The following is a 7,463-nucleotide window of genomic DNA, read 5'->3' on the forward strand; positions in this document are numbered from 1 at the left end:
GAATGGTTAATAAAGCAGTGGAAGATATGGTCTGCATGCAATTTGGCGAGCCGGTATGGGAAGATATTAAGTCCTGCGCTGGGGTCGACATAGACGTATTCATGAGCAACGAAGCGTACCCAGACGAAACGACTTTCTAGTTGGTGAGCGCGGCAAGTAAGGTACTGAAGATGACCGCAGAGGCTGCAACGAAAGACACCCATTGTAAAACTGAGTGCTATTTTTCAATTGAACTACGCTTATAGGGTGTTTCATTTCTAATCAGGTAGATGGCTTATGCTCCAGCCTCGAAAAAGCCAAGTCAGTTTAATTGATACTCCTTATTATCATTGTGTTTCTCGTTGTGTTCGCCGTTCCTTCCTGTGCGGTGTGGATAAGTATTCTGGCCAAAGTTACGAACACCGCCGTGGCTGGGTAGAAGAGCGATTGCTGTTCTTAGCCACGTTTTTTGCCATTGATATCTGTGCCTATGCGGTGATGTATGTGGATAAAGCGCTAGCTGACAGCTGGGATATCAAAACGGTGTTAAGCCGTTACCATCAGTTACACAAAGGCACATTGCTCACTCATAAATACCTCAAGGGCGAGATACTTAGTCCGGGAGAGTTAATCACCTTTGATGAAACCGTTGAGCGATATCGGCAACGCTTATACGACATCAGCTGGTTTATGCGTAATCTGAACGAGTACATTGTAAGCCCCTAACCAACCGTCTTATTGATATTCCAAGGTAGTAATGCCTCAACCTCTTCTACGGTTTTTGCCTGGGGCAATAACGTGAAGACGGTTTTTAAATAAGCTGACGGCTCTAGGTTGTTCGCTTTTGCGCTTTCCACCAAGCTGTATAAATTAGCACTCGCCTTGACTCCCTCTACGCTCACAGAGAATAGCCAGTTTTTTCGACCTACCACAAAAGGCCTAATGCAATTTTTAGCATGATTATTATCCATCGGCCACGCGCCATTCTCCGTATACCGGCTCAGTTTGTACCACTGATTGCTTAAATAGGTGAGTGCCTTGGTTAACTTCGCTGATTTTACCGGATGCTTTAACGATTTATCGAGCTACTTCTTTAACGCCGCTAATATAGGGACGCTTTCTTTTTGCCGAACGGCGTATTTTTCATCGGTTGTGACTGCTTTTATTCCTGCTTCAATACGAAAGAGTTTTTGAATGTAAGACAGCGCTTCCTCAGGTTTCCCCGAGGTACCTTTAGGTTGTGCATCACTCGCTTCCTTAAAATAACGCCTACCATGTGCCCAACAACCTAAATGCGTTAAGCCATTGGTTTTAGCAACCGCGTCGTAAACGGCATAACCATCTGTCATTAACGTACCACTAAAGTCACCTAACATCAGTGCAGCTACGCTGGTTTCTCTGGTGGGGCTGTAATGAAACAAGACCATCCGCTGCTCGGTATTATTGGTCATTATCCAAATGCGACTTTGTTGGCTCGCGCGACGCTCTTCTCCTTTGAGTACTTGAGTCACGGTTTCATCCATGAAAAGCACGTCTTGCGCCCTTAATACATCAAGTCCTAAATTAATCAGGGGTTGCACTAATTGGCCACACTTAATCATCCAGTTCGCCATACTGGTTGAGTCTAGCTCGACGCCTAGGCGTTTAAAAATTAGGTTGCTTTGACGATAAAGTGGTAAGCCGTCACAATATTTATGCGTGGCGATTTGCGATAATAATCCTGGACTGGCAATATATTTTTCAATCGGTTGCGCGGGCTTTTTAGCGGTAACAAAATAATCATTACAACACGGACACCTATATTTACGGCGTACGTGGTTTAAAACGGTTACCTTAGCAGGGGTATAATCGAGCTGCTTATGGCATTCATCACCAAAATGTCTTAGCACTTGATTATCATGCGGACAAAACTTTTCATCTTCCGCTAAGTCATGAATAATATCGGTAACGGGCAAATCATCAGGGATTGATAGGCGTTTCTTTTTACGCTGGTGAGCAGGTACAAGCGTTGTACTTTCTTGTGCGTCATCTTCATCACTTAATATTTCAGCTTCGTCGAATAAACCTAGTTGGTCGGGAGACCACTTTTCACTCGACGCACCAAAACGTTGCTGAGTCATGTAACGAATGTATTCTTCTAAGGTGGCGATTTTATCTGATTTCTTAGTAAGCTGGGCGTCTTTTTTGTTAGGTTGAACGTCTTTTTTTAAGAGTGATTTTTCATTATCATCAAGTACACTTTTTTGCTCAGACAACTGAGCTTCTAGCGATAAAATACGCTGAGTTAATTGCTTGTCAATTAGTGCAAGTAGTTGATTTTAATGGTTATATTACAAAAGGCACTTAGAAAGCGGAGTCAAGCTCGATGTTTTTATGGGGTTTGTCGCACTAATATCAATGCCTCGCAGCAACCAATGCAACTGTTCTTCATCAATGTTAATCGTCGCTAAATCATGTTTTTTAGGCCACTTGAACTTATCTTTTTTAAGGCATTTGTACCACAAACAAAACCCCGTTTTATCCCAGTAAAGTAGCTTCAATTTATTGCGTTGATTCGAGCAAAAAACAAATAGAGCGCCCGAGCTTAATAACTCCTTCATCGTTAATTCAACAATGGCGGCAAGGCCATCAATTTGTTTTCTAAAATCAACGGGATCACGATGTAAATAAACGGCAGAAGGCTGAATAAACATCTTCATGCGAGTTGCCCCATTAAATTGACGAGCCAATTCACCTCAGTTTGACTGTCGAGTGTCAGCTCAATGTTACCGATGTTTAGTTTAATATCACGTAGGGGGTTGGTATTTTTCAGCACAGGCTCGGCCAACTGAACTTGAGAAAAAGGTGATGTCATGACTGTTGCCTCTCTTGCAGCTATTGATGCTACAGGTGTTGCCACTGCTTTTTGTTTGTAAAAGCTAGAGGTCGGTATACCTTGCTCAAGGCAAAATTTTTTTACTGATAAATGGCTTTCCCTTTGGATTTCAAAAAGTGTAAGCCATTGCTGTGGTGTTCGTCGCATGATGATCTCCTTAAATAATTAAAGTGAACATAAGTGAATGTTGTTGATGGGGGAATAATGCGGTTTATAAGGGTCTTACGATTAATAGACGAAAATAGCCGACTTTCACCCCTTTAAAAATATAAAATAGATGTTAATATGGAAAGTATGAGGCATCCTGTATTTTGATTTTATGAAAAATTACGTTTTATTTTACTTATACTCCGAACACTCGGCAGAAGGATCTTAAAGCGGGCACCATTATCGATGTTTTCAACGACAATGGTGCCGTTCATATCACGAATAATCCCATAACCTACAGACAGTCCTAAGCCCGTACCCTTGCCCATCTCTTTTGTTGTGAAGAACGGCTCGAAGATGCGCGGCAGAATATCTTCGGGAATACCCCCGCCGGTATCCTCAGTGCAAATATGGACACCTTCATCGTCGAAAAATACCCGCAATGTAATCTTCCCCTCGCCCTCTCTTTGAACAATGGCATCTCTGGCATTAGTGAGAAGGTTCAAGAGCACTTGTTCCAACTGAATAGTATGACCCAAAACAAAGGGACAGTCTTCGGCAAGATCGGTCACCAGCTTAATTCCAGCCAACCTCAATTGCTCTCCCATGAGGTTAAGCGAATTCGTTACCACCTTTCGAGGATCAACTGGCGCTGGGTCTTCCTCTGCCTTGCGCCCGAACATCCGCATGTGATCGATGATTGCAGCTGCTCGAGCAGTCTGCTGCTCAATGCGGCTCAGTTTACCGTATAGGTATTCGGTGTCAGCGGTGCCGGTAGAAACTTTGCGGCGGCAATTCTCAGCAGCCATGCGAATGATGTTTAGTGGTTGGTTTAGTTCATGCGCGACTGATGTCGCCATTTCACCGAGTGTAGCTAATTTTGATGCTTGAATGATTTTGGCTGAGGAGGCTTTGCGTTCGTTCTCATGGAGTTCCATGGTGTTTAGCATGGTATTAACCCATGCTATGATTTCGCCGAATTCGTTGTTTTGATCTGTAGCAAGTCGCTTATGGTATCTTTTATGCTTTGTGACATAGTGGACCAAACTAATCAAGTCTCTGATCGGGGTGTTCAGTCTTTTTTGCAGTGTCCAGTTCAGTAAAGAGGCCAATATAAAACTACCTAAAAGAGTCAAAACTGAGATCAGGAGGAGATGGTCTTTTTGAGCAGCTAAACCCTCTGTGCTTGCAGACATCACAATAAGACCGAGATATTCTCCGTTCTTCATTATTTTATAGTTTAGATAAATATTATTATTTTTGAACTCTACAGCCTTATCAAAATGCTCAATAACCGTGTCATTAATCATTTCAGGATGTCTATATTGAGCAAATAATTGATTGTCGGCATTATAAATTTGTGTGTACTGGATAGTTTCATTCAGCTCGAGTGTTGATAGCACTCTTTCCCCAGCTTCAGCATCATCAAACAATAATGCGGACTCGCTAGTTGTTGCCAATAACATGATCTGGTTGTTCATCAACGCTATTAAATTACTTTTGTAATCACTAATAATATATGAGTATAACAGTCCAGAAAGGACGAGAAGTGGGAGAACATTAATTGCAAGCACAGCGATAAGTCGTCTATAAAAAAATCCAATCCTATTTTTTTTCGGAGGACTCATCACTTGATCCTTGCCAGCTTTAATAATTCCGAGCTAATATCAACATTCAAAGAATCGATTTTCTTTAGATTAACTTCAAAGCGTAGTTTTTTATTTTCTATGTAAAAAATTATGGATGCATCGGGAAAATAAATACTGGATGTATCGGCTACGATGACAGTACTGCCACTCAGACTCTGGGCATCAATAAGCTTCAATGCTGTTTTTTTGTTCGCATACCTAACGTAAATTAACTCACATTTTCTTGCTGTATTGAGTTGCAATACTACGACTGACCGTTCCAAGTCTCCAGCTTGCCTGCTTCCAACTACTTGGCGAAAAAATGCCAAAAAATTATTCGGTCCGTCTATACAAACTCGTATTTCATAAGGCCGCTTGACCGACTCTAATTCTCGCCAATTAATAAAACCGATGAAGTGCCATATATAGGCCATTTTTAATTTATCTTCCTTACTTAAGGAATCCTCGGCGTTGATTGAAAAACATAATAAAAGGCAGAATATGCCTACGAAGAGCTGTCTGAATAGCGCTTTCAAAGGTTGGCTAAATAGGTTCAACACAGCTAATAACATCACAGTACGCTTGAAATATTAATAGTCATTTGCCAATTCTCTTTTGGCTGTGGCCCATTGAGTTTTTTATAAAGAGGCGCGCCAATTTCTACTGTGAGTCGATAGTCCTTGGCCAGACGCCATAAAAGGCCAAGCTTAAGATGAATTGTTTTGCCGCCAAAAAGTTTTGGGTTTGTGATTGAGGCAGGATAAGGAGAAACAGGCAGTCCAAGCATTATTAGAGAATCATCCTGCCCATGAATTTTTTCGCTGTACTCAAAGTCCGCCCCGATAAAGGGTTGGAGTCTTGGAGATAGGTCAAATTGATAACGGCCATTCAGACTATAATTGTTACCCAGACGATAGTCCCTATCATTCGTGCCGGTCCGTATTCTAGCCGACAGACCGACGCTGATGTCATGTGCACCACCATATTGATAATTTATTGCAAACGGGAAATCATAGGTGCCTGAGCCCAGTTGCATGGTATATGGAAGCTGCTCCTTATCATCCTCGGTCGGGCGTGGCGTATCTCCCTCCTCATCGATAGAACCGGTTGGCAGGGACACGCCAAACGAAAATCCCCAAACTCCCTCATTGGAACTGTACCAGCGGTAGAGCGCTACAGCCGCAACATCCCCTATTCCGCTGGTTTTAATTTTGAAATTACTGTAGCCGGGAACACTGCTGATGTGGTCAGTTTCTTGATTAATATAGGGGACCGATATACTCCCCTGCCATTGAGAACTTAACTTATAACCCAGTGATAAAACAGTGGCATTTTGAGTGATGACAGTGGGTACAACGGGGAAGTTTTGAGCCGTTCGCGGTTCAACACCCATCGGTCCATCCCATAGCACCTCGTCATTGCCTACCGGTCGGGTACCATCAAGATAGCCTTGAAATCCCACGGCTTTGAATTGAGCGGCCAATGTCCATGGTGAAGTCGCACCGACCTCATAAATATTTTCAAAAAAAAGCTCCTGGAGGCTCATTTCAGCCATTTCAGACGGTGTACTTTGTGCAAAACAATTAGCACTAAAAATAATTAACATCAGCTGTATATATTTCATTTTAAATACCTCATAGACTACTCAATACGCTAATGGATACATTAGCCCTCCAGAGTATTACTTGAGGATACGCAAGGCATATTAGCCAGTGTCAATTTCAAATTAAAGGAACTGAAGCCTATACCCCACAAGGCGCGTATAAAATACCTCCAAGTAATGCTCTTACTATGCCATGGCTCAATAAGCCACCTATCCCTAGTCAACACAATAAGTTTATTATAGGCAGCAATTTAAGAAATTGACATTCTGGTTCAGAAATGTGGAGACAAAAAAGCGGCGAATCGATTCTTTAGAAAATTTCTCAAAGGCCAGCGGATCGCGCCAATCAAGATAGTCACCGCTAAATTGCGCAGTTATTCAGCGATGCCAGAACAGAGGGGATGGTAAAGTATGAACGTCATGAACCAGATAAACCTGTGAGAAATGCGGTGATGGGAGGTTATTACGAGCATTGACAAATCGGCAAATAAGCAGATTTGCACAGCGAATGCTGCCCCGCAGGGGTTAGATACTGGGAAGTGTTTAATGAACATTCATTGGTGATCCAAAAGATATTCAGTCACCTGAATACAAACAATGACGAAGTCGTCGAATTATTGCCCCACAAAGTCGAGCACCACCTCAGGTAGATTGGTTTGAATAGAAGCCGTTCATCATCATAAGCAAAACTGGTTTGCACAACAGCCCGAGACGCTTGTCTTGAATTCTGAAATACGTGAAAACGGTTGATTAATAGACGTAAAATAGCCAATTTTCACTCCCTCAAAGATATAATAAATTGGTAAATGAGAGGAAAACTAAGCAAGGTGTATTTTTATTTCATAAAAAATGACGTTTTATTTTACCTGTTCAGCAAACCTGAGATTGCTGATCTATACTTAAAAGGCTTTAATGCGACTATAGTGTCAGGCCAAAATATGCGGATATATTATTTTATAAGTCAAGCACGTGATAATGGATTATATAGATAGATATGATGAAGGACAATTAATGATAAATGATGCTGATGTGATGAAGAAACAGAGCAATATAATTGTATTTATTACAATATTCTTTTCTTTGATATTGACGTTTGTAATGACGAAATACTTGAAGAGGCCTCAGAAGCATTGGAATTTGAAGGCTACGATCCTCTAACTGCAAGCAATGTATCGGATGCAGTAAAAATAGTGCGTGACAATCCTGATATTGCCCTAATATTAACAGACTT

General features: G+C 41.7%; 8 protein-coding genes and 2 pseudogenes. 3 read left to right on the plus strand and 7 right to left on the minus strand.

Features of this window, described 5'->3' with window-relative positions; all coding sequences use genetic code 11:
• Window positions 1-2: 2 nt before the first annotated feature.
• A complete protein-coding gene (locus H4J57_RS18760; protein WP_259366900.1) occupies window positions 3-140 on the plus strand; it encodes a heme NO-binding domain-containing protein in 138 nt (45 codons plus the stop codon).
• A gap of 136 nt (window positions 141-276) precedes the next feature.
• Window positions 277-693, plus strand: a pseudogene (locus tag H4J57_RS18765) (transposase); the annotation flags it as partial.
• Window positions 694-701: 8 nt separating this feature from the next.
• On the opposite strand, the gene H4J57_RS20190 reads toward H4J57_RS18765, so the two are convergent.
• The 7 genes and pseudogenes from H4J57_RS20190 to H4J57_RS18795 form a co-directional block, all read right to left on the minus strand.
• On the minus strand, window positions 702-881 hold the full coding sequence (locus H4J57_RS20190; RefSeq protein ID WP_310733732.1) for a transposase domain-containing protein: 180 nt from the start codon (window positions 879-881) through the stop codon (window positions 702-704).
• Window positions 873-2,234 (minus strand): annotated as a pseudogene (gene tnpC, locus H4J57_RS18770) (IS66 family transposase); the annotation flags it as partial. The gene H4J57_RS20190 and the pseudogene tnpC, both read right to left, overlap by 9 nt.
• A gap of 75 nt (window positions 2,235-2,309) precedes the next feature.
• The gene (gene tnpB / locus H4J57_RS18775; protein WP_182243891.1) at window positions 2,310-2,678 is read right to left on the minus strand and encodes an IS66 family insertion sequence element accessory protein TnpB; all 369 of its coding nucleotides are present in this window, start codon (window positions 2,676-2,678) and stop codon (window positions 2,310-2,312) included.
• On the minus strand, window positions 2,675-3,001 hold the full coding sequence (tnpA, locus tag H4J57_RS18780; RefSeq protein WP_182243892.1) for an IS66 family insertion sequence element accessory protein TnpA: 327 nt from the start codon (window positions 2,999-3,001) through the stop codon (window positions 2,675-2,677). The genes tnpB and tnpA overlap by 4 nt, the downstream gene beginning before the upstream one ends.
• Before the next feature lie 170 nt (window positions 3,002-3,171).
• Window positions 3,172-4,629 (minus strand): ATP-binding protein, encoded by a 1,458-nt coding sequence (locus H4J57_RS18785; protein WP_182243893.1) that lies wholly within the window; start codon window positions 4,627-4,629, stop codon window positions 3,172-3,174.
• Window positions 4,629-5,063 carry a YfiR family protein gene (locus tag H4J57_RS18790; RefSeq protein WP_259366899.1) on the minus strand — a complete coding sequence of 145 codons (435 nt, stop codon included), beginning with the start codon at window positions 5,061-5,063 and terminating at the stop codon, window positions 4,629-4,631. Before H4J57_RS18790 ends, H4J57_RS18785 begins: the two co-directional genes overlap by 1 nt.
• A 137-nt stretch (window positions 5,064-5,200) precedes the next feature.
• Window positions 5,201-6,253 (minus strand): hypothetical protein, encoded by a 1,053-nt coding sequence (locus tag H4J57_RS18795; protein ID WP_182243894.1) that lies wholly within the window; start codon window positions 6,251-6,253, stop codon window positions 5,201-5,203.
• A gap of 246 nt (window positions 6,254-6,499) precedes the next feature.
• Between H4J57_RS18795 and H4J57_RS19855 the strand changes: the two genes are divergently transcribed.
• Complete coding sequence (locus tag H4J57_RS19855) at window positions 6,500-6,640, plus strand: transposase (RefSeq protein WP_259366902.1); 141 nt, start codon at window positions 6,500-6,502, stop codon at window positions 6,638-6,640.
• Window positions 6,641-7,463: the final 823 nt, after the last annotated feature.

Origin of the sequence: Colwellia sp. BRX8-7 (assembly GCF_014077275.1) — a bacterium.
In the GTDB taxonomy this organism is placed as follows: domain Bacteria; phylum Pseudomonadota; class Gammaproteobacteria; order Enterobacterales; family Alteromonadaceae; genus Colwellia_A.